The organism is Hydrogenophaga sp. T2 (genome assembly GCF_049843535.1).
Classification (GTDB): Bacteria; Pseudomonadota; Gammaproteobacteria; order Burkholderiales; family Burkholderiaceae_C; genus Hydrogenophaga; species Hydrogenophaga crocea.
This window is the reverse complement of sequence record NZ_JBBHZJ010000001.1, coordinates 728,186-752,800: the sequence shown is the minus strand read 5'-3', so window position 1 is coordinate 752,800 and position 24,615 is coordinate 728,186. Positions and strand designations below refer to the sequence as shown.

Here is a 24,615-nt window from a genome sequence, read left to right as displayed (position 1 = left end):
GACCGCGGATTCTAGTGCGCCGCTTGTGTTTGCAGCAGGCCGCGCTTTTCGATGAAACGCACCACCTCGTCCACACCCTGCAGGGTCTTGAGGTTGGTCATCACCCAGGGGCGGCGCTCGGCGTCGGGGCGCATGCGCGCGGTGTCGGCCTTCATCACCTCGAGGTCGGCGCCCACGTGCGGCGCGAGGTCGGTCTTGTTGATGACGAACAGGTCGCTCTTGGTGATGCCGGGGCCGCCCTTGCGCGGGATCTTCTCGCCCGCGGCCACGTCGATCACGTAGATGGTGAGGTCGCTGAGCTCGGGGCTGAAGGTGGCGGCCAGGTTGTCGCCGCCGCTTTCCACGAACACCACGTCGGCGTCGGGGAAGCGTTCGAGCATGCGGTCGATGGCCTCGAGGTTGATGGAGGCGTCTTCGCGGATCGCGGTGTGCGGGCAGCCGCCGGTCTCCACGCCCAGGATGCGCTCGGCCGGCAGCGCGCCGCTGATGGTGAGCAGGCGCTGGTCTTCCTTGGTGTAGATGTCGTTGGTGATGGCGATCAGGTCGTAGCGCTCGCGCATGGCCTTGCAGAGCATCTCCAGCAGGGTGGTCTTGCCCGAACCCACGGGCCCGCCGATGCCCACGCGCAGCGGGGGCAGGGCTTTGGTGCGGTTGGGGATGTGGTGCAGCGCGGTGGCGTTCATGAGCGGAACAGGCGTGAGTACTGGGTTTCGTGGCGCGCCGAGAGGATGGCGAGCATGGGGGTGAAGGCCTGGCGCTGATCGTCGCCGAGCGCGAGCGCTTCGTCCACCGCGGCGGGTATGGCCTGCGCGAGTTGCGCGAGCAGGCGCTGGCCCGTGCCCTGGCCGAGCGGCACGGCCTTGATCGCGGCCTGCACCATGTTCTCGGCCCAGCCGAAGGCCAGGCCCACGAGCGCCTCGCGCACGGGGGCGTCGCCGTGCGCGGCGGCGCAGGCGCTGGCCACGGGCCAGGTGGGCGGCTCGAGCCGCGCGGCCTGCAGGGCCTGCAGCACGGGCGCACCGAACGCGCCCAGCGACTGCGCCCAGGCCTGCAGCGACTTGCCCATCTGCTCGGCCTGCAGGCGCAGCTCGCTGGTCTCGCGCGTGTGCAGCACCCAGGCGTTGAGTTCGCGCACGCGGTCCAGGTCGTGGACGCGCCAGGCCGTTATCGCTTGCGCCGCCACCGCGAGGTCGCTGCGCGCCGGGCCCAGCAGGAGCTGGTCGACCAGCCAGGGGCCGGCGCTCGCTTCGTCGTGCACCCGGCCGGCGTCGACCGCCGCCTCCAGGCCTTCGGAGTACGAGAAGCCGCCCACGGGCAGCGCGGGCGAGGCGAGCCAGAGCGTGCGCAGCAGCGCGGCGTCAGTGGCCATGGGAATGACCGTGGTCGTGGTCGTGGTCGTGGTCGTGCGCGTGGCCATGGCCATGGCCATGCGAATGCCCATGCCCGCCGTAGGCCCCGCCCTCGGGCTCGAAGGGCTCGCTCACCGCCTCCACCGTGAGGTGCATGGCGCGCAGCATGTCGGCCAGCACGTGGTCGGGCTCGATCTTGAGGTGGTCGGGCTGCAGCTCGATGGGCACGTGGCGGTTGCCCAGGTGGTAGGCCGCGCGCATGAGGTCGAAGGCCTGTTCGCTGGCCGGGTGGTCGGGGCAGGCGCTGATGCGCAGCACCGCCTGCGGCGCGGCCACCACGCGCACGAGTTCGCCCTCGCTGCTCACGAGCACGTCGCCGCCGCGCACCACGCTGCCGCGCGGCAGAAACACCGCGAGCGCGCGGCCGTCGCTCAGGCGCGCGTCGAAGCGGCTTTTCTGGCGGATGTCCCAGTCGAGCTCGACCGTGGGCGCGCGCTGGACCAGCACGCGCGCCAGGCCCTGGCCGCGGGCGATGCGTTTGGAGGCTTGCAGCATCAGAACAGGAAGTAGCGTTGCGCCATGGGCAGCACGGTGGCGGGCTCGCAGGTGAGCAGCTGGCCGTCGGCGCGCACGGTGTAGGTCTGGGCGTCGATCTCCATGGTCGGCAGCCAGGCGTTGTGCACCATGTCGTGCTTGGTGGCGCGGCGGCAGCCCTGCACGGCGGCGAGCGACTTCTGCAGGCCGTAGCGCTGGCCCACGCCCGCGGCCAGCGCGGCCTGCGAGACGAAGCTCAGGCTGCTGCGCGCGAGCGCGCCACCCAGCGAGCCGAACTGCGGCCGGAAGTGCACCGGTTGCGGCGTGGGAATGGAGGCGTTGGGGTCGCCCATGGCGGCCAGCGCGATGCTGCCGCCCTTGAGCACGGCAAAGGGCTTCACGCCGAAGAAGGCCGGCTTCCACAGCACCAGGTCGGCCCACTTGCCGACTTCGAGCGAGCCCACGATGTGCGCAATGCCGTGCGCGATGGCGGGGTTGATCGTGTACTTGGCGATGTAGCGCTTGACGCGGAAGTTGTCGTTGCGCGCGCTGTCTTCGGGCAGGGTGCCACGCTGCAGCTTCATCTTGTGCGCGGTCTGCCAGGTGCGCAGGATCACCTCGCCCACGCGGCCCATGGCCTGGCTGTCGCTGCTCATCATGCTGATGGCGCCGAGGTCGTGCAGGATGTCTTCGGCCGCGATGGTTTCCTTGCGGATGCGGCTTTCGGCGAAGGCCAGGTCTTCGGGAATGGCCGCGTCGAGGTGGTGGCACACCATGAGCATGTCGACGTGTTCGTCGAGCGTGTTCACGGTGTAGGGCATGGTGGGGTTCGTGGAGGAGGGCAGGAAGTTCTTCTCGCCCACCACGCGCAGGATGTCGGGCGCGTGACCGCCGCCCGCGCCCTCGGTGTGAAAGGCGCAGAGCGTGCGGCCCTTGGTGGCCGCGATGGTGTCTTCCACGAAACCCGATTCGTTGAGCGTGTCGCTGTGGATCGCCACCTGGGTGTCGGTTTCGTCGGCCACGGCCAGGCACTGGTCGATGGCCGAGGGCGTGGTGCCCCAGTCTTCGTGCAGCTTGAGGCCGATCACGCCGGCCTCGATCTGCTCGCGCAGCGCGTCGGGCCGGCTGGCGTTGCCTTTGCCCAGGAAGCCGATGTTCATGGGCAGGCCGTCGGCGGCCTGCAGCATGCGCTCGATGTGCCAGGGGCCGGGCGTGCAGGTGGTGGCGAAGGTGCCGGTGGCCGGGCCGGTGCCGCCGCCGAGCATGGTGGTGATGCCCGAGGCCAGGGCCTCGTCGACCTGCTGCGGGCAGATGAAGTGGATGTGGCTGTCGATGCCGCCGGCCGTGACGATCAGGCCTTCGCAGGCGATCACCTCGGTGCCCGGGCCGATCACGATCGAGACGCCGGGCTGCGTGTCGGGGTTGCCGGCCTTGCCGATGGCGGCGATGCGGCCGTCTTTGAGGCCGATGTCGGCCTTGACGATGCCCCAGTGGTCGATGATGAGCGCGTTGGTGAGCACCGTGTCCACAGCGCCCTGGGCGCGCGAGCGCTGGCTCTGCGCCATGCCGTCGCGGATGGTCTTGCCGCCGCCGAACTTGACCTCTTCGCCGTAGCCGCCCGCGGCCAGGGTGTGGTCGTGCTCGACCTCGATCAGCAGGTCGGTGTCCGCCAGGCGCACGCGGTCGCCCACGGTGGGGCCGAACATGTCGGCGTAGGCGCGTCGTCCGATCGTGGCCATCAGAGCTTTCCTTGAATGAGGCCGCGGAAACCGAAGACCACGCGGTCGCCCGCGTAGTCCACAAGCTCGACGGTGCGTTGCTGGCCGGGCTCGAAGCGCACCGCGGTGCCGCTGGCGATGTTCAGCCGCATGCCGCGTGCGGCGGCGCGGTCGAAGTCGAGCGCGCCGTTGGTTTCGGCGAAGTGGTAGTGCGAGCCGACCTGGATCGGCCGGCTCGCGGTGTTCTTCACCACCAGCGTGGTGGTGCGGCGGCCGGGGTTGAGCGTGTGCTCGCCCGCATCGATGAGGCATTCGCCAGGGGTCATGGCCGGCTCACTTGCGCGACGACCACCAGGCCAGGCCCACGAGCGCGGCAATCAGCACGAAGCCCCACGCGTCCGAGGCGTGCCAGTGCGTGCCGGACAGGCCGTGGCCGTCGTGGGCGAGTGCAAGGCCGGGGGTGGCGAGGGCGGCGGCCAGGGCCGCTCGGGTCTTGTTCGTCGGGGTCATGCGCGGGCTCCTCTCAGGCAATCGGTTGGTGCACGGTCACGAGTTTCGTGCCGTCGGGGAAGGTGGCTTCCACCTGGATGTCGGGGATCATCTCGGCCACGCCGTCCATCACGTCGGCGCGCGTGAGCACGCTGCGGCCCTCGCTCATGAGCTGGGCCACGGTCTTGCCGTCGCGCGCGCCCTCCATCACGGCGGCGGTGATCAGGGCGATGGCTTCGGGGTGGTTGAGCTTGAGGCCGCGGGCGCGGCGGCGTTCGGCCAGCAGGGCGGCGGTGAAGATCAGCAGCTTGTCTTTTTCGCGCGGGGTCAGGTCCATTCGGGCGGTTCTCCTCGTCGGGGCCAGCAGCAAGAGCCGTACCGGCCAAAGGGTAATGGCACGAAAGCTGCACCCGCAAGGCCCGTGAACCCGCCCAGCGCCCTCCCTGCCGACGCCCCGCAGCGCATCATCAAGGTGCGCCGCGACTACAACAGCTGGGTCGGCAGCGAGACCATGGAGGACTACGCGCTGCGCTTCACGCCGCAGCGCTTTCGCAAGTGGAGCGAATGGCGGGTGGCCAACACCGCCTTCGGCGCGGCCTCGTTCCTGATCCTCGAGGCCGTGGGCGCGACGCTGCTGGTGCAGTACGGCTTCGTCAACGCGGCGCTGGCCATCCTGGCCACCGGGCTGATCATCTTCCTCGCGGGCCTGCCCATCAGCGTGTACGCGGCACGCCACGGCGTGGACATGGATCTGCTCACGCGCGGCGCGGGCTTCGGCTACATCGGCTCGACCATCACCTCGCTGATCTACGCCTCGTTCACCTTCATCTTCTTCGCGCTCGAGGCCGCGGTCATGGCCTACGCGCTCGAACTCGCGCTGGGCATCCCGCCCGAATGGGGCTATCTGCTCTGCGCGCTGGTGGTCATTCCGCTGGTCACGCACGGCATCTCGATGATCAGCCGCTTCCAGGTGTGGACCCAGCCGCTGTGGCTGGTGATGATGGTGGTGCCCTTCGTGGCCGTGGGCCTGATGGCGCCCGAAACCTTCCGCAACGTCGTGCACTACGGCGGTGCGAGCGATCTTGGTGCATCTTTCAATTGGCACCTCTTTGGTGCCGCACTGACCGTGGGCATTGCGCTCATCACGCAGATGGGCGAGCAGGCCGACTACCTGCGCTTCATGCCCGCGCCGCAGCCCGGCCGGGCCTGGCGCTGGTGGGCCGGGGTGCTCGCGGGCGGGCCGGGCTGGGTGGTGCTGGGGGTGCTCAAGATGCTGGGCGGCGCGGTGCTGGCCTACCTCGCCATCGGCCACATGGTGCCGCCCGAGCGCGCGGTCGACCCGAACCAGATGTACCTCGCGGCCTACGAGTACGTGTTCAGCGACTACGGCTGGGCGGTGGCGGCCACGGCGCTGTTCGTGGTGGTGTCGCAGCTCAAGATCAACGTCACCAACGCCTACGCGGGCTCGCTCGCCTGGAGCAACTTCTTCTCGCGCCTCACGCACAGCCACCCGGGGCGCGTGGTGTGGGTGGTGTTCAACACCTTCATCGCCTTCATGCTGATGGAGATGAACGTGTTCCAGGCCCTGGGCCAGGTGCTGGGCGTGTACTCCAACATCGCCATCGCCTGGATCATGGCCGTGGTGGCCGATCTGGTGGTGAACAAGCCGCTGGGCTGGAGCCCGCGCGGCATCGAGTTCAAGCGCGCCCACCTCTACGACGTGAACCCCGTGGGCGTGGGCGCGATGGCGCTGGCCTCGCTGCTGTCCATCGCCGCGCACCTGGGCCTCATGGGGCCCACGGCCGAGGCGTTTTCGGCGGTGATCGCCATGGTCACGGCCTTCGCCGCCGCGCCCCTGATCGCCTGGGCCACGCAGGGGCGGTACTACATCGCGCGCCGCAGCGAGGGCGAGGCCGGGCCTTATGCGCGCCTGCGCACCCAGCGCTGCGTCATTTGCGAGCGCGAGTACGAAGGCCCCGACATGGCGCACTGCCCGGCCTACCAGGGCCCGATCTGCTCGCTGTGCTGCACGCTGGATGCGCGCTGCGGCGACCTGTGCAAGCCGCACGCGCGCCTGTCCGAGCAGTGGACCGGCAGCCTGCGCCGCCTGCTGCCGCAGCGCGTGTGGCCCTACCTCGACGCGGGCCTGGCGCACTACCTGCTGATCATGGTGGTGATCGCACCCGTGCTCGCCGCGGTGCTGGGCCTGTTGTACCGGCAGGAGGTGCAAAGCCTCGCGATGGACCTGGGCGGCAACGCCTCGCTGCTCGACGCCGCGCTGCGATCGGGCTTTCTGCGCGTGTACGCGGTGCTGCTGCTGATCGCGGCCACCGTGGCCTGGTGGCTGGTGCTCGCGCACAAGAGCCGCGTGGTGGCGCAGGAGGAATCGAACCGCCAGACGCGGCTGCTGATGCAGGAGATCGAATCGCACAAGCGCACCGACCTCGCGCTGCAGCAGGCGCGGCGCGCGGCCGAACAGGCCAACCAGGCCAAGACGCGCTACATCAGCACCATCAGCCACGAGCTGCGCACGCCGCTCAACAGCATCCTGGGCTACGCGCAACTGCTGCAGGAAGACAGCGGCCTGCCGCCGCACCGCGCGCAGGCGCTGCGCGTGATCCAGCGCGGCGGCGAGCACCTGCTCTCGCTGATCGACGGCACGCTGGACATCGCGCGCATCGAGGCCGGCAAGCTCGCGCTCGACGTCAAGCCCGTGCCCTTCGCGGCCACGCTGGCCGAGGTGGCCGGCATGTTCGAGCTGCAGGCCGCGGCCAAGGGCCTGCGCTTCGTGTACGAGCCGCACGGCCGCCTGCCCGAGATGGTGCGCGCCGACGAACGCCGGCTGCGCCAGATCCTCATCAACCTGCTGGGCAACGCGGTGAAATTCACGCGCGCGGGCCAGGTGCGGCTGCGTGTGAGCCATGCGCGCGAGATGGCGCTGTTCGAGGTGCACGACACCGGCCCCGGCATGAGCGCGGCCGAGATCGAGCGCGTGTTCGAGCCCTTCGCGCGCGGCCAGGGCGAGAGCGTGAACGCCACCGGCACCGGCCTGGGCCTGACCATCGCCAAGATGCTCACCGACCTCATGGGCGGCGAGATGGCCGTGCGCAGCGCGCCCGGGCAGGGCTGTGTGTTCACCGTGCGCCTGTTCCTGCCCGAGTTGCGCGGCGCGCTGCCCGTGGCGCCGCTGCTGGCACGGCCCGTGGGCTACGTGGGCGAGCGCCGGCGCGTGCTGGTGGTGGACAACGAAGAGGCCGACCGCGAGCTGCTGCAGCGCTGGCTCGAACCGCTGGGCTTCGAGGTGCAGCAGGCGCACAGCGGCCTGCACGCGCTGGAGCGGCTCGCGGGCCTGGCGCCGGGCGACGCCGGCGCGCCGCACGCGATCTTTCTCGACCTGGCCATGCCCGGCATCGACGGCTGGGAGACCCGCCGGCGCCTGCGCGCGCTGGGCTGGGGCGCGGTGCCGCTGGCCATCGTCTCGGCCAACGCCTTCGACAAGGGCCTGCACGTGGAACTCGACGGCGAAGACGGCGTGGCCGCGCAGGACTTCATCGTCAAGCCGGTGCGCCGCAGCGAGCTGCTGGCCTGGCTCGCGCAGGCCCTGGGCCTGCAGTGGCTGGAGGCGCCCGCCGAAGCTGCCGCCGCGCCCGCGCCCGCGCGCCCCGAAGCGCCCGCGCGCGAGGAGATCGAGCCGCTGCTCGAACTCGTGCGGCTGGGCTACACGCGCGGCATCCTGCAGTGGCTCGACGACTGGGTGCGCCGCCGGCCCGAACACGCGGGGCTGGCCGCGACGCTGGCCGCGCTGGCGCGCGAGTTCCGCTTCGAAGCCATCGAAGAACGCTTGACCCATGGCGATGCCTGAGCCCGACACCTCCCTGGACAACCCGCGCCTGCCGCGCGGCGAGCACCGCGTGGTGCTGATCGTCGACGACGTGCCCGACAACGTGGCGCCGCTGCACGACGCGCTCGACGACGCCGGCTACACCGTGCTGGTGGCGCTCGACGGCGAAAGCGCGATCCGCCGCGCGCGCCAGGCCCTGCCCGACATGGTGCTGCTCGACGCGCTCATGCCCGGCATCGACGGCTTCGAGGTGGCGCGCCGCCTCAAGGCCGACCCCGCGACCGCGGGCATCCCGGTGATCTTCATGACCGGCCTGACCGAGACCGAGCACCTGGAGAACGCCTTCGCCGCCGGCGGCGTGGACTACGTGACCAAGCCCATCAAGCCGCGCGAGGTGATGGCGCGCATGGGCGTGCACCTCAAGCAGGCGCGCGAGCAGCGCGAGGGCGCGCTCGAACGCAGCCAGGCGCGCCACGCGCTCGACGCCTTCGGCTACGCCACCATCACCGTGCGCGCCAGCGACGGCCGCCTGCTGTGGCAGACCTCGCTCGCGCGCGAGCTGCTGCGCCAGCACTGCGGCACCGAGGCGCCGACCACGCCGCCCGTGGTGCTGCAGTGGCTGCGCCGCCACCTGCCCGAAGCGCAGGCGCAGCGTGAGCCGCCGCGCCTCACGCTGGAGAACGGCCCGCGCCGCCTCACCTTCCGGCTGCACCAGCGCGTGGGCGACGAAGACAGCGATCCGCAGGGCGAGGGCGACTGGCTGATCGTGATGCAGGAAACCTCGAACGAATCGGTGTACGCCGCGCTCGCGAGCGCCTTCGGCCTCACCGCGCGCGAGGCCGAGGTGCTGTACTGGGTCGTCAAGGGCAAGATCAACCGCGACATCGCCGACATCCTGGGCGCCAGCCCGGCCACGGTGAAGAAGCACCTCGAACGCATCCACATGAAGATGGGCGTGGAGACCCGCACCGCGGCCGCGGCCATGGCCATCAACCGGGTGCGGCTGCTCGATGCGCCCGCGGGCTGAGCGCGGCGCGATGGCGGAAAATCCCGCCTTCGCCCGTTTTCGCCCGCCATGCGCCTGCGCTCCAAGATCCTCCTGCTGGCCATCCTGCCGCTGCTGGCCTCGCTCGCGCTGATCGCGCTCGCGGTGCTGCAGCAGGAACGCGCGCTCGCGCAGCGCGAGTTCGCCATGGTCGAGCGCGCCTACATGGACGCGCGGCGCAGCGAGCTGCACAACTACGTGGTGCTGGCCGCCAGCACCGTGATGCCGCTCTACGAGCGCCGCCGCGCCCCGGGCCAGGGCGACGACGCCGCCGACCGCGAGCAGGCGCTGCGCCTGCTGGCCTCGCTCGACTACGGCCCCGACGGCTACTTCTTCGTCTACGACCTGCAGGGCCGCGTGCTCATGCACTCGCGCCAGCCCGAGCTGGTGGGCCAGAACCTGTGGGAGCTGCGCGACCCCGAGGGCCGGCCCACCATCCAGCGCCTGATCGCGCAGGCGCGCGCGGGCGGCGGCTTCGTCGATTACCTCTGGCAGCAGCCCTCGGCGGGCAAGATGGCGGCCAAGCTCGGCTACGTGGTGGCCTTCGAGCGCTGGGGCTGGATGATGGGCACCGGCCTCTACCTCGATGGCATGCAGGCCACGCTGCAGCAGCTCGAGCGCGAGGCCAACCGCAACATCGCCACCACGCTGCTGTGGATCGCGGGCATCGCGGCCTTCGGCATCGCGCTCATCAGCGTGTGCGGGCTCGCGCTCAACCTCAGCGAGCAGCGCGTGGCCGAGAACAAGCTGCGCCTGCTCGCGCGCCAGGTGCAGCAGTCGCAGGAAGACGAGCGCGCGCGGCTCGCGCGCGAGCTGCACGACGGCATCAGCCAGGGCCTGGTGTCGACCAAGCTGCTGATGGAGGCCAGCGCCGAGGGCGGCAAGCCGGGCGCGCTCGCGCAGGCGCTGCGGCTGCTCGAAGACAGCCTGGTCGAGGTGCGGCGCATTTCGCACCGCCTGCGGCCCGCGCTGCTCGACACCCTGGGCCTGCCCGCGGCGCTGCAGCACCTGGCGCAGGAGGTCGAAGACGCGAGCGCCATCCCGGTGGCGGTGCGCATCGAAGGCGCCGAGCGCGAGGTGGCGGCAGAAGCCAAGACCGCGCTGTTTCGCATCGCGCAGGAAAGCCTCACCAACGTGGTCAAGCACGCGCAGGCGCACCGCGTCGAGCTGGTGCTGGCCTTCGAGCCCCGGTGCCTGCGCATGACCGTCACCGACGACGGGCGCGGCTTCGACCCGCAGGCCGTGCACCTGGATCCCGAACGCGGCATCGGCCTGCGCAACATGCGCGAGCGCCTGGCCACCATCGGCGGGCGCCTCTCCATCCACAGCGAGCCGGGGCACGGCACGCAGATCGAGGCCCTGATATGAACGAGCCGATCCGCATCCTGCTGGTCGACGACCACCCCATGGTGCGCGAGGGCCTGCGCGCGCGCCTGTCGGGCGTGCCGCGGCTCGAGGTGGTGGGCGAGGCCGGCGACGCCGCCGAGGCGCTGCGCCGCCTCGACGAGACCGACCCGCACGTGGTGCTGCAGGACGTGGGCCTGAAGGACAGCAACGGCATCGACCTGGTGCAGGCCATGCTCGCGCGCCGCCCCGCGCTGTGCGTGCTGATGTTCAGCATGTACGACAACCCCGAGTACGTGCACCGCGCGCTGCAGGCCGGCGCGCGCGGCTACGTGCTCAAGGAGACGCCGGCCAGCGAGGTGGTGGCCGCGATCGAGGCGGTGGTGGCGGGCGGCACCTTCCTGAGCCCGGCGGTCTCGCGCCGGCTGTTCCGCTCGCAGACCGTGCGGCCCATGCTCACGCCGCGCGAGAGCCAGATCCTGAGCGCGCTCGGGCGTGGCGAGTCGAGCAAGCAGATCGCCAAGGCGCTGGCGCTGAGCGTGCGCACCGTCGAGGCGCACCGCCAGAGCATCAAGCGCAAGCTCGGGCTCGAAGGGCAGGCCGAACTCATCAAGTACGCGGTCGAACACGCGCGCGAAGCCCCGTGACGCGGCCCTGATACGGGTTTTTACTTAGGTGGGACCGCGTGGTGCATCGCGCGGTGCAACGGATGCGCCAAAGGGGTGCGCTGCCGATACTGCCCGGCGCCTGGCGACCCGGATCGGTGCGGTCGCCGCACACGAGGAGACACGCATGTCTGGACTGGGTCGCCACCTGGGGTGGTTTTTCGTGGCCTTGCTGGGCGCCTTCGCGCTCGCGGCCGTGGCGCTGGGACGCGGTGAGGCGGTCAGCGCCCTGTGGGTGGTGGTCGCCGCCGTCTGCGTCTACCTGATCGCCTACCGCTACTACAGCCTGTTCCTGGCCACGAAGGTGTTCGGTCTGGACGGTTCGCGCATGACGCCGGCCTGGCGCCACAACGACGGCCTCGACTACGTGCCCACGCACAAGTACGTGCTCTACGGCCACCACTTCGCGGCCATCGCGGGCGCCGGCCCGCTGGTGGGCCCGGTGCTCGCGGCGCAGATGGGCTACCTGCCCGGCCTGCTGTGGATCCTGGCCGGCGTGGTGTTCGCCGGCGCGGTGCAGGACTTCATCGTGCTGTTCATCTCCACGCGCCGCGACGGCCGCTCGCTGGGCGACCTGATCAAGCAGGAGATGGGCACGGTGCCCGGCATCATCGCGCTGTTCGGCGCCTTCATGATCATGATCATCATCCTCGCGGTGCTCGCGCTGATCGTGGTCAAGGCGCTCGCCGAATCGCCCTGGGGCACCTTCACCGTGGCGGCCACCATCCCGGTGGCGCTGTTCATGGGCGTGTACCTGCGCTTCATCCGCCCGGGCCGCATCGGCGAGGTGTCGGTCATCGGCTTCGCGCTGCTCATGCTGGCCATCGTGGCCGGCCAATGGGTGCACGAAAGCCCCGAATGGGCGCCGCTGTTCACCTACGACGGCAAGGCCCTGACCTGGATGCTCATCGGCTACGGTTTCGTGGCCGCGTCCATTCCCGTGTGGCTGCTGCTCGCGCCGCGCGACTACCTCTCCACCTTCCTCAAGATCGGCACCATCGTGGCGCTGGCCATCGGCATCGTGGTGGTGGCGCCGCCGCTGCAGATGCCCGCGCTCACGCAGTTCGCGGGCGGCAACGGCCCGGTGTGGTCGGGCAACCTGTTCCCCTTCCTGTTCATCACCATCGCCTGCGGCGCGGTGTCGGGCTTTCACGCGCTGATCTCCTCGGGCACCACGCCCAAGATGCTCGACAACGAGGTCAATGCGCGCTTCATCGGCTACGGCGGCATGCTGGCCGAGTCCTTCGTGGCCGTGATGGCGCTGGTGGCCGCGGCCTGCATCGACCCGGGCGTGTACTTCGCCATGAACAGCCCGGCCGCGCTGGTGGGCAACACGCCCGAGCTCGTGGCGGCCAAGCTGTCCACCTGGGGCTTCGTGATCACGCCCGAGATGCTCGTGCAGACCGCCAAGGACGTGGGCGAGAACACCATCCTCGCGCGCGCCGGCGGCGCGCCCACGCTGGCCGTGGGCATGGCCCACATCCTGCACCAGGTGGTGGGCGGCAAGGCCATGATGGCCTTCTGGTACCACTTCGCGATCCTGTTCGAGGCGCTGTTCATCCTCACCGCGGTGGACGCGGGCACGCGCGCCGGCCGCTTCATGCTGCAGGACCTCATGGGCAGCTTCGTGCCCTCGCTCAAGCGCACCGATTCGCTGCCCGCCAACCTGATCGCCACCGGCCTGTGCGTGGCGGCCTGGGGCTATTTCCTGTACCAGGGCGTGGTCGATCCGCTGGGCGGCATCAACACGCTGTGGCCGCTGTTCGGCATCGCCAACCAGATGCTTGCGGCCGTGGCGCTCATGCTCGGCACCGTGGTGCTCTACAAGATGAAGAAAGACCGCTACGCCTGGGTCACCGTGGTGCCCGCGGCCTGGCTGCTGGTGTGCACGCTGACGGCGGGTTGGCTCAAGATCTTCTCGAGCGACCCCAAGGTGGGCTTCCTGTCCAACGCCAACCGCTACGCCGACGCGATCCAGCAGGGCGTGCTGCTGGCACCGGCCAAGACCAGCGAGGCCATGTCGCGCATCGTGTTCAACAACCGCCTCGACGCGGTGCTGTGCGCGCTCTTCATGTTCGTGGTGGTGAGCGTGCTGTTCTACAGCGTCAAGAGCGTGCTCAAGGCGCGCGCCGAGCGCCACGCCACCGTGACCGAAACCCCCTACGAGGCGCTGCCCGCCGGCGCCGCGGCCCATGGCTGAGGCCACCAGCGGCGGCGGCCTGCTCGACGAGATCGGGCGCGCCGGCCGCTACCTCACGCAGAGTTTCCGGCTCATGGTGGGCGTGCCCGACTACGGCAGCTACGTGGCCCACATGAAGGCCACGCACCCCGACCAGGCGCCCATGAGCTACGAGGCCTTCTTCCGCGAGCGCCAGGCGGCGCGCTACGGCGCGCGCATGGGGCGCTGCTGCTGAGGCCGGCGCCCGCGTTCACACCAGGGACCAGAAGGGGTCGAGCGCCTGCTCGGCCCCTTCGTCCTTGAGCACCGCGTGCGTGAGCGCGAGCAGCTGTTCGGCCACCCACCTGCGTTCGCACTCGGCGAGGCCCCGGGTCAGCGCTTCCTGCTGCTCGCGCGCGGTGAGGGCTTGCCGCTCGGGGTGCTGGCGCGCCATGCGGTCGATGCCGTCCTGCACCTCGGCCGTCCAGGCCGCGATGCGGTCGAGGTCCTGGCGCTGCTCGCGGATCGCTTCGAAGGCCTCGGGCCGGCGGTGTTGGAGCACAAGGCGCCAGGGCTCCCACTGGGTCAGAAAGCCGTTGAAGTGCGCGTTCTCGGCGGCCTTCACGCAACGTGCGGCCTGCAGCACCTCGCGCAGCGAGACCTTGGAGATGCCCTCATCGATGTGGAGGGCAAAGCCCATGCCGCTGCCCAGGTCGAGCAGGCTGTCGAGCTGCGACAGGTAGGCGAGGTGGATCTCCACCTCCTCGACGTCTTCCAGCCGAGCCCCCCGGGCCACGCAGACCGCTTCCACCGCGCGCGTCTTCTCGCCCGCGATCGCCAGCAGCTTTTCCGTGCGGAACGCGCGCCGGGCGTGTGGCAGCAGCGCGGCGGCCAGGGTGCCGGCCGCGGTGGCGTCGCGGCAGGCGAGCGCGCACACGAGCCCCAGGCGCACGCGTTCCCACACCAGCACCACGCGGTCGTCGCAGCGCGCGTCCGCGCCGTCCACGTTCGCCAGCACCGTGCCGCACAAGGCCGGGTCCTGGGCGCAGCGGTCGATCAGGGCCACGAGCTGCGGCCGGATGGTGCGGCGCTGGCGCGGCGTCAGGCGCGCCAGCCGCCCCACCCAGGCGACGAAGTCGGGTGTGCCCAGGCCTTCTTCGATGCGCTGCCAGTGCGCGTTACGGGCTTCGGCGGGCGGCAGGTCGATCCAGCCGCGCAGCGCCTCGCGCAGGCTCGGGGGATCGGTCTCGAACAGCGGACATTCGCGCGCGGCACCCGGGCGCGTGGCTTCGATCTGCCGCCGCGTGCGTTCGGCCAGGGGGTTGCCGCGCAGGCTCACGGTGGCCGTGGCGGGCAGGGCCCAGAGCGACAGGGGAATGCAGGCCAGTTTGTTGTGGTCGAGCTCGATGCGGATCGACGGGTGCAGCTGCTGCGTGTCGAGCGTGAGGTAGCTGAGCTGGCCGTGGCAGGCGCTCAGACACTGCAGATCGGGGGGCAGGCGGCCGAGCGCGAGGGTGACCGCCGGGCAGCCCTGGAGGTCGAGCGTGAGCGAGGCGAGGCGGCGCGGCGGCAGCGGGGGGAGTTGCTGCAGGTCGGCCATGGGCAGCACCAGGTCCAGCGGGGCGGCCGGGCTTGACGGGCCGTTGCCGCGCAGGTGGGCCCCGAGCTGGCGGGTCATGCGATCCATCAGGCGCCGGTGCAGCGGGTTGTCCCGCCCGCCCGGCAGGGCCTCGTGCAACCAGGCGTCGAGCCGCCGCAGGTAGCGCCGGTCGTGCCAGGCGATCGCCTTCGGCCAGTTGCTGAGGGCGCTGTGCAGGCTGGCCATCCAGGCGGCAGCATCGGCGTCGCTGCCGCCGGTCCGCAGGGCGGGACGGCCCAGGCAGCCGGCGACGAACGCGAGCCCGTCGTTGAGGTTCGCCGCCAGCACGCCCAGCTCGGCCGCCAGCAGCCGCGCCTGCGGGTCGCGGGCGTTGCGCGCCAGCACCAGGGCGGGCGTGCAGGGCGACACCAGAGCCAGCAAGGGCGCCTCCAGGGGCGCGAGATCGCGCGCGGGCTGGTCCACGGCGATGGCCAGCAGCGGCGCCGGGGCGAGCGCTTGCTGCAGCTGCGCGAGCAACAGGCGCTCGCCTTCGCTCCACCCGCCCACCTTGGTCACCAGCAGCGCCACCGGCACGCCGTGCGCAAGGCTGCCCACGACGCGGGCGGGCACAGGCGTGCTCGCCCGCGTCCCTGCAGGGCTTGGGCTCCAGGCGCGCGACACGACGCGGGCCAGCCCGCCGGCATCGAGCTCGTGGGGCCCGATGGTCTGCAGGGCGGACACGAGGCCTGGCGTGTCGTGGCCGGCGTCGTGGCGCCATTCGCGCAGCCAGGCGTCGAGCAGGTGCGCGAGGCGGTCGATGCCCTCGCCCTGGCCGGGGTCGACCAGCACCACGCGCGTGAGCGGGCCCACGCAGCGGCCCAGTTGCTCGCACAGCGCGTCGAAGGCGTCGGTGCCGTCGCCGAGCTGCAGCGTGGCCAGCGTGCGCTGGTGGGCCCGCAGCAGGCGCTGCCAGGTCTGCAGATCGGGGGTCGGCGCTTCGGCCAGCGACACCACCACCAGGTCCGCGGGCGCGTGCGGGTCGGGCGCTGCGGTGCGCGCGCCCGGCTGAGGCAACACGCGCGGGGGCGTCAGGGAGAGGCGTTGCGATCGGTGCATGGGTGGGCTCCTGTCCGCCCGTGGACACGGGCGCGCCACCCCGGTTCCGGGGTTCAGGCCATCGTCATGGGCCGCGGCGGGCCCTGCCGTACGCCACCCGGCGTACATACGCCGGCGGCCCTTCTCCCTAAATTCCCCCTCGACCGCTGCCGAAGGCCCACGCCCCGGGGCGGCCCCCAAATGCCCATCAGTCCCTCAACGGATCACAGGAGAAGCGCCATGCCGTCGAACACCTCCCAACCGCGTCGCCTGACGCTCAAGACCCTGGCGGCCGCCGCCACCGTCGCCTCGCTCGGCTTCACCGGCCTGAGCGCCCACGCGCAGGAGACCATCAAGGTCGGCGTGCTGCACAGCCTCTCGGGCACCATGGCCATTTCGGAAACCGTGCTCAAGGACACGGTGCTGATGGCGATCGACGAGATCAACGCCAAGGGCGGCCTGCTCGGCAAGAAGCTCGAGCCCGTGGTGGTGGACCCGGCCTCGAACTGGCCGCTGTTCGCCGAGAAGACCAAGCAGCTGCTCACGCAGGACAAGGTGGCCGTGATCTTCGGCTGCTGGACCTCGGTGAGCCGCAAGTCGGTGCTGCCGGTGGTCGAGGAAAACAACGGCCTGCTGTTCTACCCCGTGCAATACGAAGGCGAAGAGCTCAGCCCCAACGTGTTCTACACCGGCGCCGCGCCCAACCAGCAGGCCATTCCCGCGGTGGAGTACCTGATGAGCAAGGACGGCGGCTCGGCCAAGCGCTTCGTGCTGCTGGGCACCGACTACGTGTACCCGCGCACCACCAACAAGATCCTGCGCGCCTTCCTCAAGAGCAAGGGCGTGGCCGATGCCGACATCATGGAGGAGTACACGCCCTTCGGCCACAGCGACTACCAGACCATCATCGCCAAGGTCAAGAAGTTCGCCAGCGAAGGCAAGAAGACCGCCGTGGTGTCCACCATCAACGGCGACTCCAACGTGCCGTTCTACAAGGAGCTCGGCAACGCCGGCCTGTCGGCCAAGGACGTGCCCGTGGTCGCGTTCTCGGTGGGTGAGGAAGAGCTGCGCGGCGTGGACACCAAGCCGCTCGTGGGCCACCTGGCCGCATGGAACTACTTCATGAGCATCAAGAGCCCGGCCAACACCGCGTTCGTGAAGAAGTGGAGCGACTACGCCAAGGCCAAGAACATCCCGGGCCACAAGGACAAGCCCATCACCAACGACCCGATGGAGGCCACCTACATCGGCATCAACATGTGGGCGCAGGCGGTCACCAAGGCCAAGAGCACCGACGTGGACAAGGTGCGCACCGCCATGTACGGCCAGACCTTCCAGGCCCCGGGTGGCTTCATCTCCACCATGGACAAGGAAAACCACCACCTGCACAAGCCGGTGTTCATCGGCGAGGTGCGCGCCGACGGCCAGTTCAACGTGGTGTGGAAGACGCCGGGCCCGGTGGTCGCCGACCCCTGGAGCGACTACATCCCCGAGAACAAGGGCAAGAAGAACGTGCCCGCCAAGATGGCGAAGTAAGGCGCAATCGGACCGATGACGATGCGACGACTGTTCGTTCTGTGGAGCGTGTGGCTGGGGGCCTTCGGGCTTCTGGCCGGCGCGCCGGCCCGGGCGCTCACCGTGGAAGACGCCCTGGCCGTGGCCCAGGGTGCGACCGACGAGCGCATCGATGCCATCAACCGCCTCGCGGCCGCGAGCGATGAGCGCGGCCACGCGCTGATCCGCGCGCTGGCCGACGAGGCCTTGAAGCACACGGACGACCGCGTCTTCATCGTCAGCGGCGGCACGGCGGTCGACGCCGTGACCGGCCAGCCCGCGGCCCTGCCCGAGGCGGCCGGCGACGCCATGGTCAACAACCGGCTGCGCGGCGTGCTCGACACCGCGCTGGCCGGCATCGAGCTGTTCACCGCCGGCCCCGCGCGCCAGCGCGAGGCCGCGCGCAGCCTGCAACGCAGCGCCTTCAGCGACCCCGATCCCGAAGGCCTGCCCCTGATTGAAAAGGCGCTCGCGCTCGACACGCTCGACGCCGCCACGCGCCAGTCGCTCGAGCTCGCGCAGGCCGCGCTGCAGCTCGCCAGCGAGGACGAGGCCGTGCGCCTGGCCGCGGCCACCAAGCTCGGCGAAGCGCGCCAGCCCATCGTGCGGCCGCTGATCGAAGACCGCCTGAAGCAGGAGAGCAGCGCCAAGGTCAAGGCCGCGCTGGGCCAATCGCTGGCCGCCATCGACCGCCGCGTGGCGCTCGCCAGCGGCCTGGGCCAGGCCTTCACCGGCATCAGCCTGGGCAGCATCCTGCTGCTCGCGGCGCTGGGCCTGGCCATCACCTACGGCCTCATGGGCGTGATCAACATGGCGCACGGCGAGCTGATCATGATCGGCGCCTACGCCACCTGGCTCGTGCAGGCCTTCTTCCGCCAGCACCTGCCCGGCTGGTTCGACGCCTACCTGCTGGTGGCGCTGCCCGTGGCCTTCGCTGCCTCGGCCCTGGTGGGCGCGGTGATGGAGCGCACGGTGATCCGCTTCCTCTACGGCCGCCCGCTGGAGACGCTGCTCGCCACCTGGGGCATTTCGCTGGTGCTCATGCAGCTCGTGCGCAGCCTGTTCGGCGCGCAGAACGTGGCGGTGGAGAACCCGAGCTGGATGAGCGGCGGCATCACGCTGCTCGGCAGCCTGAACCTGCCCTACAACCGGCTCGTCATCCTGGCCTTCGCGGCCGCGGTGCTGATCGGCGTGTCGCTGCTGATCGCGCGCACCCGGCTCGGCCTGTTCGTGCGCGGCGTCACGCAGAACCGCCCGATCGCTGCGTGCATGGGCGTGAACACCGCGCGCATCGACACCTGGGCCTTCGCGCTCGGCTCGGGCATCGCGGGCCTTGCGGGTTGTGCGCTTTCGCAGATCGGCAACGTGGGCCCCGACCTCGGCCAAGCCTACATCGTGGACTCGTTCATGGTGGTGGTGCTGGGCGGCGTGGGCCAGCTCGCAGGCACGGTGTACGCCGCGCTCGGCCTGGGCCTGCTCAACAAGTTCATCGAAGGCTGGGCCGGTGCCGTGCTCGCCAAGATCGCGGTGCTGGTGTTCATCATCGTGTTCATCCAGAAACGCCCGCAAGGCATCTTTGCCCTCAAGGGCCGGAGCGTGGAAGCATGAGCGGCCTGCCCCAAACCCCTGGCGTGGTGCTGCCGCAGCGCGCGCCCCTGCTCACGCGCGCCGGCTGGAGCGCCTTCCTGGCGGCGCTGCTCGTGGTGGGCGCGCTGGCGCCGGTGCTCAACCTCGTGGTGCCGCCCGACAGCCCGCTGCACCTGAGCGACTACCTCGTGAGCCTGATCGGCAAGATCATGTGCTACGCCATCTGCGCGCTCGCGATGGACCTGATCTGGGGCTACAGCGGCATCCTGTCGCTGGGCCACGGCCTGTTCTTCGCGCTCGGCGGCTACATGATGGGCATGTACCTCATGCGCCAGATCGGCCGCGACGGCCAGTACCAGAGCGACCTGCCCGACTTCATGGTGTTCCTCGACTGGAAGGAGCTGCCCTGGCACTGGGCGCTGTCCGACAGCTTCTTCGCCACCCTGTGCCTGATCGTGCTCGTGCCCGGCGGCGTGGCCTTCGTGTTCGGCTACTTCGCCTTCCGCTCGCGCATCAAGGGCGTGTACTTCTCCATCATCACGCAGGCGCTGACCTACGCCGCGCTGCTGCTGTTCTTCCGCAACGAGACCGGCTTCGGCGGCAACAACGGCTTCACCGACTTCAAACGCATCCTGGGCATCGCCATTGCCACGCCGCAGATGCGCATGGTGCTGTTCGTGCTCACGGGCCTCACGCTGCTGGGCTGCTTCCTGCTCGCACGCTGGCTGGTGCGCAGCAAGTTCGGTCGCGTGCTGCAGGCCATCCGCGACGCCGAGAACCGCACCATGTTCTGCGGCTACGACCCGCTGCCCTACAAGCTCGCCATCTGGACCATCTCGGCCGTGATGTGCGGCGTGGCCGGTGCGCTCTACGTGCCGCAGGTGGGCATCATCAACCCGAGCGAGATGAGCCCGGCCAACAGCATCGAGATCGCGATCTGGGCCGCGGTGGGCGGGCGTGGCACGCTGATCGGCCCGATCGTGGGGGCCTTCCTGGTCAACGGCGCCAAGAGCTGGCTCACCGTGACCTTCCCCGAGTTCTGGCTCTATGTGCTCGGCGCGCTGTTCATCGCGGTCACGCTGTTCATGCCGCAGGGGGTGGTGGGCCTGGTGAAGAAGCTGAAGAAGGGGGGCGCGGCATGACGCCGGACCTCATGCAATCGGGCGCCGAGCGCCTGCAGAAGGCCGCGGGCCTGCGGCCCGCGGGCAACACCGAATCGGGCGGCCGCAAGGCGGGCTTCTCGCGCGTGGTGACGCCGGGCGAGGTCGATGTCACGCACGGCCGCATCCTCTACCTCGAAGACGTGCACGTGGCCTTCGACGGCTTCAAGGCCATCAACGGTCTGTCGCTGGACATCGCGCCTGGCGAACTGCGCTGCATCATCGGCCCCAACGGCGCGGGCAAGACCACGATGATGGACATCATCACCGGCAAGACCCGGCCCGACAAAGGCACGGTGTTCTTCGGCTCCACCATCGACCTGCTGCGCCACCGCGAGGCCGAGATCGCCGCGCTGGGCATCGGCCGCAAGTTCCAGAAGCCCACGGTGTTCGAGCAGCTCAGCGTGTACGAGAACCTCGAACTCGCGCTCGCGACCAACAAGCGCGTCTGGCCCTCGATGCACTTTCGCCCCAGTGGCGAGCAGCGCGACCGCCTCGCCGAGGTGATCACCACCATTCACCTCGCCGGGCACGTGACGCGCCGCGCGGGCGAACTGAGCCACGGGCAGAAGCAGTGGCTGGAAATCGGCATGCTGCTCATGCAGGACCCCAAGCTGCTGCTGCTCGACGAGCCCGTGGCCGGCATGACCGATGAAGAAACCGAGCGCACCGCGCAGCTCTTCCTCACGCTCAAGGGCAAGCACTCGCTGATGGTGGTCGAGCACGACATGGCCTTCATCCGCACCATCTCGGAGAAGGTCACGGTGCTGTGCGATGGCGCGGTGCTGGCCGAGGGCACGCTCGACGAGGTGCAGGCCGACGAGCGCGTCATTGAGGTTTATCTCGGGCGATGACCATGCTTGAAGTCAAAGACATCCATCAGTACTACGGCGGCAGCCACATCCTGCGCGGCGTGAGCCTTGAGGCGCGCGCGGGAGAGGTCACGGTGGTGCTGGGCCGCAACGGCGTGGGCAAGACCACGCTGCTCAAGTCGCTCATGGGCCTGGTGCCCATCAAGAGCGGCGGCATCGTGTTCAACGGCCAGGCGGTGCACACGGCCGCACCCTACGTGCGCGCGCACCTGGGCATGGGCTACGTGCCGCAGGGGCGCGAGATCTTCGCGCGGCTGACGGTGCAGGAAAACCTGCAGATGGGCCTGGCCACACGGCCCGCGGGCACGCCGGTGCCCCCGCAGCTGTTCGAGCTGTTCCCGGTGCTGCAGCAGATGCTGGGCCGCCGCGGCGGCGATCTGTCGGGCGGGCAGCAGCAGCAGCTGGCGATCGCGCGCGCGCTCGCGAGCAAGCCCAAGGTGCTGATCCTCGACGAACCCACCGAGGGCATACAGCCCAACATCATCAAGGACATCGGCCGCGTGCTGCGCCAGCTGGCCGACCAGGGCCTCGATGGCGAGCCCATGGCGATCCTGCTCGTGGAGCAGTACTACGACTTCGCCGAGGCCCTGGCCGACCGCTACCTCGTGATGGAGCGCGGCGAGGTGATCGCCAGCGGGCCGGGCCGCGAGATGCAGGAAAAAGGCATCCGGCAACTGGTGGCGATCTGAGGAACGCGGGACGGGTGCCGCGGCTTCAGTCGCCGCGCTCCTGCTGGAGCCGGTCGCGGATCAGCGGGACCCGTTCGGCCAGCGAGGGTCCGCCCGGCGGGCGGTTCAGGACGCGGCGCCGGTCCTCGGGATTCAAGGTCTCGATCGCGGCCCACAGCACGTGGGGCGCCAGCATGCTCACGAGCTCCTGTTCAAGGATGTGCGGCTCGTGCCGGTGCAGCTGGCTCAGGTGCCCGAGGAAGCGCGCCGTGGCCTCGACGATGCGCGAACGCAGGGGCGTATCCACCACCGTGGGCATGCCGTGGGGCGGTGCAGCCAGGCCCGCCAACCTCATCAGCACGGCGAGATCCGACGCGCCCCACAGCACGTCTTCGCGCAGCAGGTGATCGACCATCGTGGCCATCGTCGGCTGCGCGGGCATGCCGGGCCGGGTCAGAAAATCCAGCGCGGCCAGCAAGACCGCCTGCGTGGGCCCGAAGTCCGACGGATGCGCCGAGGCCTTCTGCGCAAGGGTCTCGAGCAAGGGATCGAGCAGGTCGGGTTCATGCCGCACCAGAACGCCGGTTTCGAGGAAACAGACCGCCTGCGCGTGTGGGGGCAGCAAGGAAAAGTGCGCGTTCACCACCCGCACGAAGGGCTGCGGCGTGATGGGCTGCAGGCGGTGCCGTCGGGCGGCCACCGCGAGCACGCAAGGCCCGAGGTGCGTGACATCCACGGGGTTCGTGGTCTGTGCGTGCGCAAACAGCGATGCCACGACCGGGGCGATGGCCTCGGCCGGGCCACTGGCGATCAGGCGCACGAGCAGCAGTTCCAGCCGCCGCCGCAACAGCGGCCCCGCATGGGCCGGCACCGGCGTGATCAGGGCCGGGTCGAGCAAGGGCTCGATCGCTTGGCCGGTGAACCGCAGGTGGCGCCACGACCAGGTGAACCGCTTGAAGTCGTCCTCGCAGTGCTTGCGGACCCATTGGTGGAGGGTGCGGCTGGCTTGCGACAGCGCGACGATGTCCCGGGTCTGTTGGTGGATGTGCGCGAGCGAGTGCGGCGGCAGGGCGTCGGTCGGTCCGAGGTGCGTGAGCACGGGGATGGCCAGGTCCCGGCCGAGCAGACCGCCCAGCGAAGGCGTAGCCGGATCTGACGGCTCGAGCCGCGCGGCGGCTGGCTGGCAAACGGGGAGTCCCGCGACGGGGTTTCGCGCGCGGGGCTGGGAGAGGGTGCTTTTGTGCATGGGAGATTCCAGGGAATGGGTGGCGAGCGCCGGATGTCTTCCTCGGGCAGAGGTGGCTTCACGCGGCGCGCTCGATCTGCGCTTGCTCGTCGGGATCGAGCGTGGCGAGCGCGGCCTGCAGCACGTGCCCGGGGAAAGGGGCGAGCGCGCGGTGCTCGGTGATGGCGGCCTCGCCGCGGTGCAGCGCGCACAGGTGACGCAGGAACCGGCTCAGCAGCGCGACGACCCGCTGCGCGTGCGCATCCGTCTGCGGGGTGATGGGCACCGCGGTGGGTGGCACCCGCAGCGCCGCCAGGACCTGCAGCAGCACGAGGTCGGCCGCGCCCCACGCGGCCGGTTCGCGCTCGAGGTGCGCGAGCAGCGCTTCCCGCTGTTCGGGCGAGGCCTGGGCTGGCGCTTGCAGAAAGGCCAGCACCGTGTCGACGGTTTGTTGCAGCGGGAGCAGCCCGGGCTGTGCCTCCACCAGGTTGTCGAAGGTGGCGCGCGCGCCGGCCGCGGCCTCGGTGTCGCGCAGCAGCACCAGCGCCTCGAACAGGCAGGCCGCCTGGGTCTCGGCGGGCAGCCGGCCCAACTGCGGCCACACCGCCATGAGCAGCGTCAGCAGATCGCCCTGGGGCGCGAGCACGGTGTGCCGGGACGCGATGCACAGGACGTGGTGCAGCAGTTCCGCATGCATGCGCGGCACCAGCCACGCGGGAAGTTGCTGCATCACCTCGACGAGGAAGGCCATCGGCAGGGCGTTGAACAGGCGTTGGGCCAGCAGCTCGTGGCACCACGGGGCCGGTTGGGCTTTGGGACCGTCGAACAACCGGGCCAGTGAGGCGCCGATGGGGGGGAAGGCGCTGTCGGGCAGGAAGTGGCCCTGACCCAGCGGCCGCAGCGCGGTGGTGAAGCGGTTCAGGCCCAAGGACCAGCGCAACTGAGGTTCGCAGGCCGGTGGCTTGAGGTACGCCAGGTGGTAGAGCGATCGGTTCACCCCCCGCAGCGCCGCGCGCTGCGCGAAGCACCGCAGTTCGGCCGCCGTGTGCGGCGGTGGGGTGGCGTCGTCGGGCCAGCGCAGCAGGTGGCGCCGCAGCAGATGCCCGCCCACGTCCTGCTGGAGCAGCCAGGGCAGGGACCAGGGCAGCGGCGCAGACTCGGGCCGCCCCACCGGCAGGTCCTCGATGGGCGGCGGCGGCTGCAGCAGGGACTTCAGCCTGGCCCATGGCGGCGGCAGCGCGCCTTCCCCATCGGCGCGCGCGTCGAGTTCGTTCAGCAGGTGGTGGCGCAGGGCCTCATCGAGGCTCGGCAGGTTCGCGACCAGCGCGTCGCTCCATGCGTTCTGTTGCGCGTCGGTGTCGGCCGCGGCCATCAGGCGCGACACGCCCTGCCGCAAGGCCTCGGGTTCGTCTTGGGCCCATTGCAGGCCCAGCGCCAGCAGCCAGCCATGCAGCCCCCCGATCGCACGCAGCGTCGGTTGGTCGAGCAAGTCCAGGGCCGCGAGCCAGTCGCCGCAGCCGCTGACATTGCGCAGGCAGTGATCCACCGCTCGCAGGCCATCGGCCGGCCGCTCTTGCAGCAGTGCGGCGAGCGAGGCCGGGTGGTCGGGCGGCAGCGAGGGTGGGGTGTCGGCACGCGGTGGGGTGGGGCCGGACGGGGAGGCGGGTGTGCGGGGCGACGTGCGGGGCGGGCTGCCCTGGGGCGTGGTGGTTCTATTCATGGCGGCCCTGGC

General features: G+C 70.6%; 21 protein-coding genes. 11 read left to right on the top strand and 10 right to left on the bottom strand.

Features of this window, described 5'->3' with window-relative positions:
- Window positions 1–11: 11 nt before the first annotated feature.
- From ureG to WDZ95_RS03480, 7 genes are read right to left on the bottom strand one after another with little or no spacing between them, the layout of a single operon-like run.
- Window positions 12–683, bottom strand: a complete 672-nt coding sequence (gene ureG / locus WDZ95_RS03510; RefSeq protein ID WP_166227280.1) for an urease accessory protein UreG — start codon at window positions 681–683, stop codon at window positions 12–14.
- Window positions 680–1,369, bottom strand: a complete 690-nt coding sequence (locus WDZ95_RS03505) for an urease accessory protein UreF (protein WP_425776204.1) — start codon at window positions 1,367–1,369, stop codon at window positions 680–682. The genes ureG and WDZ95_RS03505 overlap by 4 nt, the downstream gene beginning before the upstream one ends.
- Window positions 1,359–1,904: an urease accessory protein UreE gene (ureE, locus tag WDZ95_RS03500; protein ID WP_425776203.1), complete on the bottom strand. Its 546-nt coding sequence runs from the start codon at window positions 1,902–1,904 to the stop codon at window positions 1,359–1,361. The genes WDZ95_RS03505 and ureE overlap by 11 nt, the downstream gene beginning before the upstream one ends.
- Window positions 1,904–3,622, bottom strand: coding sequence for an urease subunit alpha (ureC, locus tag WDZ95_RS03495; protein WP_425776202.1), 1,719 nt, complete (start codon window positions 3,620–3,622; stop codon window positions 1,904–1,906). The genes ureE and ureC overlap by 1 nt, the downstream gene beginning before the upstream one ends.
- Window positions 3,622–3,927 carry an urease subunit beta gene (locus WDZ95_RS03490; protein ID WP_425776201.1) on the bottom strand — a complete coding sequence of 102 codons (306 nt, stop codon included), beginning with the start codon at window positions 3,925–3,927 and terminating at the stop codon, window positions 3,622–3,624. Before WDZ95_RS03490 ends, ureC begins: the two co-directional genes overlap by 1 nt.
- Window positions 3,928–3,934: 7 nt before the next feature.
- The gene (locus WDZ95_RS03485) at window positions 3,935–4,111 is read right to left on the bottom strand and encodes a hypothetical protein (protein ID WP_287470016.1); all 177 of its coding nucleotides are present in this window, start codon (window positions 4,109–4,111) and stop codon (window positions 3,935–3,937) included.
- A gap of 13 nt (window positions 4,112–4,124) precedes the next feature.
- Window positions 4,125–4,427 carry an urease subunit gamma gene (locus WDZ95_RS03480; protein WP_166227275.1) on the bottom strand — a complete coding sequence of 101 codons (303 nt, stop codon included), beginning with the start codon at window positions 4,425–4,427 and terminating at the stop codon, window positions 4,125–4,127.
- Window positions 4,428–4,601: 174 nt separating this feature from the next.
- On the opposite strand from WDZ95_RS03480, the gene WDZ95_RS03475 reads away from it, so the two are divergent.
- The 6 genes from WDZ95_RS03475 to WDZ95_RS03450 all read left to right on the top strand — a co-directional run bounded on the left by WDZ95_RS03475 (window position 4,602) and on the right by WDZ95_RS03450 (window position 13,399).
- Window positions 4,602–7,952 carry a hybrid sensor histidine kinase/response regulator gene (locus WDZ95_RS03475; RefSeq protein ID WP_425776260.1) on the top strand — a complete coding sequence of 1,117 codons (3,351 nt, stop codon included), beginning with the start codon at window positions 4,602–4,604 and terminating at the stop codon, window positions 7,950–7,952.
- Window positions 7,939–8,958, top strand: a complete 1,020-nt coding sequence (locus tag WDZ95_RS03470; RefSeq protein WP_420810285.1) for a response regulator — start codon at window positions 7,939–7,941, stop codon at window positions 8,956–8,958. Before WDZ95_RS03475 ends, WDZ95_RS03470 begins: the two co-directional genes overlap by 14 nt.
- A 48-nt stretch (window positions 8,959–9,006) precedes the next feature.
- Complete coding sequence (locus WDZ95_RS03465) at window positions 9,007–10,344, top strand: cache domain-containing protein (protein WP_287470017.1); 1,338 nt, start codon at window positions 9,007–9,009, stop codon at window positions 10,342–10,344.
- Window positions 10,341–10,967 carry a response regulator gene (locus tag WDZ95_RS03460; RefSeq protein WP_166227273.1) on the top strand — a complete coding sequence of 209 codons (627 nt, stop codon included), beginning with the start codon at window positions 10,341–10,343 and terminating at the stop codon, window positions 10,965–10,967. Before WDZ95_RS03465 ends, WDZ95_RS03460 begins: the two co-directional genes overlap by 4 nt.
- A gap of 145 nt (window positions 10,968–11,112) precedes the next feature.
- On the top strand, window positions 11,113–13,185 hold the full coding sequence (locus WDZ95_RS03455; protein WP_166227272.1) for a carbon starvation CstA family protein: 2,073 nt from the start codon (window positions 11,113–11,115) through the stop codon (window positions 13,183–13,185).
- Complete coding sequence (locus WDZ95_RS03450; RefSeq protein WP_420810284.1) at window positions 13,178–13,399, top strand: YbdD/YjiX family protein; 222 nt, start codon at window positions 13,178–13,180, stop codon at window positions 13,397–13,399. The genes WDZ95_RS03455 and WDZ95_RS03450 overlap by 8 nt, the downstream gene beginning before the upstream one ends.
- Window positions 13,400–13,414: 15 nt before the next feature.
- On the opposite strand, the gene WDZ95_RS03445 is transcribed toward WDZ95_RS03450, so the two are convergent.
- Entirely contained in the window at window positions 13,415–15,838 is a 2,424-nt protein-coding gene (locus WDZ95_RS03445) for an NEL-type E3 ubiquitin ligase domain-containing protein (protein ID WP_425776200.1), read from the bottom strand.
- A gap of 219 nt (window positions 15,839–16,057) precedes the next feature.
- Here WDZ95_RS03445 and urtA point away from each other — a divergent pair, with 219 nt between their 5' ends.
- From urtA to urtE, 5 genes are read left to right on the top strand one after another with little or no spacing between them, the layout of a single operon-like run.
- Entirely contained in the window at window positions 16,058–17,353 is a 1,296-nt protein-coding gene (gene urtA / locus WDZ95_RS03440) for an urea ABC transporter substrate-binding protein (RefSeq protein ID WP_166227270.1), read from the top strand.
- A 21-nt stretch (window positions 17,354–17,374) separates the two neighbouring features.
- Window positions 17,375–18,979: an urea ABC transporter permease subunit UrtB gene (urtB, locus tag WDZ95_RS03435; RefSeq protein ID WP_425776258.1), complete on the top strand. Its 1,605-nt coding sequence runs from the start codon at window positions 17,375–17,377 to the stop codon at window positions 18,977–18,979.
- Window positions 18,976–20,100 carry an urea ABC transporter permease subunit UrtC gene (urtC, locus tag WDZ95_RS03430; RefSeq protein ID WP_425776199.1) on the top strand — a complete coding sequence of 375 codons (1,125 nt, stop codon included), beginning with the start codon at window positions 18,976–18,978 and terminating at the stop codon, window positions 20,098–20,100. Before urtB ends, urtC begins: the two co-directional genes overlap by 4 nt.
- Window positions 20,097–20,972: an urea ABC transporter ATP-binding protein UrtD gene (gene urtD, locus WDZ95_RS03425; protein ID WP_425776198.1), complete on the top strand. Its 876-nt coding sequence runs from the start codon at window positions 20,097–20,099 to the stop codon at window positions 20,970–20,972. Before urtC ends, urtD begins: the two co-directional genes overlap by 4 nt.
- Before the next feature lie 2 nt (window positions 20,973–20,974).
- Entirely contained in the window at window positions 20,975–21,679 is a 705-nt protein-coding gene (gene urtE / locus WDZ95_RS03420; protein ID WP_425776197.1) for an urea ABC transporter ATP-binding subunit UrtE, read from the top strand.
- Between the two features lie 25 nt (window positions 21,680–21,704).
- Here the strand turns inward: urtE and WDZ95_RS03415 are convergent, their stop codons facing one another.
- Entirely contained in the window at window positions 21,705–22,904 is a 1,200-nt protein-coding gene (locus WDZ95_RS03415; protein ID WP_425776196.1) for a hypothetical protein, read from the bottom strand.
- A gap of 58 nt (window positions 22,905–22,962) precedes the next feature.
- Complete coding sequence (locus WDZ95_RS03410; protein WP_425776195.1) at window positions 22,963–24,603, bottom strand: hypothetical protein; 1,641 nt, start codon at window positions 24,601–24,603, stop codon at window positions 22,963–22,965.
- Window positions 24,604–24,615 lie beyond the last annotated feature (12 nt).

Bases quoted from the DNA above. Each gene is read 5' to 3' on its own strand.
- WDZ95_RS03465 (WP_287470017.1), top strand. From the start codon at position 9,007: ATGCGCCTGCGCTCCAAGATCCTCCTGCTGGCCATCCTGCCGCTGCTG.
- WDZ95_RS03445 (WP_425776200.1), bottom strand. From the start codon at position 15,838: ATGCACCGATCGCAACGCCTCTCCCTGACGCCCCCGCGCGTGTTGCCT.
- WDZ95_RS03460 (WP_166227273.1), top strand. From the start codon at position 10,341: ATGAACGAGCCGATCCGCATCCTGCTGGTCGACGACCACCCCATGGTG.
- WDZ95_RS03490 (WP_425776201.1), bottom strand. From the start codon at position 3,927: ATGACCCCTGGCGAATGCCTCATCGATGCGGGCGAGCACACGCTCAAC.
- urtE (WP_425776197.1), top strand. From the start codon at position 20,975: ATGCTTGAAGTCAAAGACATCCATCAGTACTACGGCGGCAGCCACATC.
- WDZ95_RS03410 (WP_425776195.1), bottom strand. From the start codon at position 24,603: ATGAATAGAACCACCACGCCCCAGGGCAGCCCGCCCCGCACGTCGCCC.
- ureG (WP_166227280.1), bottom strand. From the start codon at position 683: ATGAACGCCACCGCGCTGCACCACATCCCCAACCGCACCAAAGCCCTG.
- WDZ95_RS03480 (WP_166227275.1), bottom strand. From the start codon at position 4,427: ATGGACCTGACCCCGCGCGAAAAAGACAAGCTGCTGATCTTCACCGCC.
- WDZ95_RS03505 (WP_425776204.1), bottom strand. From the start codon at position 1,369: ATGGCCACTGACGCCGCGCTGCTGCGCACGCTCTGGCTCGCCTCGCCC.
- WDZ95_RS03475 (WP_425776260.1), top strand. From the start codon at position 4,602: ATGGAGGACTACGCGCTGCGCTTCACGCCGCAGCGCTTTCGCAAGTGG.
- WDZ95_RS03470 (WP_420810285.1), top strand. From the start codon at position 7,939: ATGGCGATGCCTGAGCCCGACACCTCCCTGGACAACCCGCGCCTGCCG.
- WDZ95_RS03455 (WP_166227272.1), top strand. From the start codon at position 11,113: ATGTCTGGACTGGGTCGCCACCTGGGGTGGTTTTTCGTGGCCTTGCTG.
- ureC (WP_425776202.1), bottom strand. From the start codon at position 3,622: ATGGCCACGATCGGACGACGCGCCTACGCCGACATGTTCGGCCCCACC.
- urtA (WP_166227270.1), top strand. From the start codon at position 16,058: ATGCCGTCGAACACCTCCCAACCGCGTCGCCTGACGCTCAAGACCCTG.
- WDZ95_RS03450 (WP_420810284.1), top strand. From the start codon at position 13,178: ATGGCTGAGGCCACCAGCGGCGGCGGCCTGCTCGACGAGATCGGGCGC.
- WDZ95_RS03415 (WP_425776196.1), bottom strand. From the start codon at position 22,904: ATGCACAAAAGCACCCTCTCCCAGCCCCGCGCGCGAAACCCCGTCGCG.
- urtB (WP_425776258.1), top strand. From the start codon at position 17,375: ATGCGACGACTGTTCGTTCTGTGGAGCGTGTGGCTGGGGGCCTTCGGG.
- ureE (WP_425776203.1), bottom strand. From the start codon at position 1,904: ATGCTGCAAGCCTCCAAACGCATCGCCCGCGGCCAGGGCCTGGCGCGC.
- WDZ95_RS03485 (WP_287470016.1), bottom strand. From the start codon at position 4,111: ATGACCCCGACGAACAAGACCCGAGCGGCCCTGGCCGCCGCCCTCGCC.
- urtC (WP_425776199.1), top strand. From the start codon at position 18,976: ATGAGCGGCCTGCCCCAAACCCCTGGCGTGGTGCTGCCGCAGCGCGCG.
- urtD (WP_425776198.1), top strand. From the start codon at position 20,097: ATGACGCCGGACCTCATGCAATCGGGCGCCGAGCGCCTGCAGAAGGCC.